This window comes from Burkholderia sp. Tr-20355 (assembly GCF_017104685.1).
In the GTDB taxonomy this organism is placed as follows: Bacteria; Pseudomonadota; Gammaproteobacteria; order Burkholderiales; family Burkholderiaceae; genus Burkholderia; species Burkholderia seminalis.
Genome location: NZ_JAAGPK010000383.1, coordinates 1 through 1,146, shown reverse-complemented (window position 1 = coordinate 1,146; position 1,146 = coordinate 1). Strand labels below are relative to the sequence as shown.

The window sequence follows — 1,146 nt, the reverse complement described above, 5'->3', positions numbered from 1 at the left end:
GGCGCGTCGGCGCCGGCCGCGAGCCTGCGCGCGCCGCTTCGTGCGCTGGAGCTGCCCGACCTCGGCGACGGTTCCGGCGGTTCGCTGACGCCGCAGGCCGAGCGCCGGCTCGGCGAGCGCGTGATGCGCGAAGTGCGGCGCGATCCCGACTATCTCGACGACTGGCTCGTGCGCGACTACCTGAACGCGATGGCGGCACGGCTCGCGGCGGCGGCCGCCGCGCGCTTCATCGGCGGCTACACGCCGGATTTCGACCTGTTCCCGGTGCGCGATCCGCAGATCAACGCGTTCTCGATGCCGGGCGGCTTCATCGGAATCAACAGCGGGCTCGTGGTCACGACGCAGACGGAGTCGGAGCTCGCGTCGGTGGTCGGCCACGAGATGGGTCACGTACTGCAGCGGCACATCGCGCGGATGATCGGCGCGAGCGAGAAGAGCGGCTACACGGCGCTCGCGACGATGCTGCTCGGCGTGCTGGCCGGCGTGCTCGCGCGCAGCGGCGATCTCGGCAGCGCGATCGCGATGGGCGGGCAGGCGTACGCGGTCGACAACCAGCTGCGCTTCTCGCGTTCGGCCGAGCGCGAGGCCGATCGCGTCGGTTTCCAGCTGCTCGCGGGCGCGGGTTATGACCCGTACGGGATGCCGGGCTTCTTCGAACGGCTCGACCGCGCGTCGACGGGCGACGCGGGCGTGCCGGCCTACGCGCGTACGCACCCGCTGACCGGCGAGCGGATCGCGGACATGGAGGATCGCGCGCGCCGCGCGCCGTACCGGCAACCGCGCCAGTCGGCCGAATACGGGTTCGTGCGCGCGCGGCTGCGCATCCTGCAGAACCGCGCGCCGACCGACATCTCGGCCGAGGCTCGCCGGATGCAGCTCGAGATCGACGACCGGACGGCGCCGAACGTTGCGGCGAACTGGTACGGCATCGCGCTCGCGGACCTGTTGCTCGGCGAATACGACGCGGCCGGCAACGCACTCGCGTCGGCGCGCGCGGCGTTCGATGCACGCGAGCGGCGCGAGAACGATCCGGACACGAGTTCGCCGAGCCTCGACGTGCTGGCCGCCGAGATCGCGCGCCGCGCGGGCCGGACCGACGACGCGGTGCGGCTCGCGGCGCTCGCGCAGCGGCGCTGGCCGGCGTCA

General features: G+C 73.3%; 1 protein-coding gene. It reads left to right on the top strand.

Annotated elements, in window-relative coordinates; all coding sequences use genetic code 11:
• Positions 1-1,146, top strand: a 1,146-nt coding sequence (locus tag G3N62_RS35515; protein WP_206141557.1) for a M48 family metalloprotease, incomplete at both ends; no start/stop codon positions are given.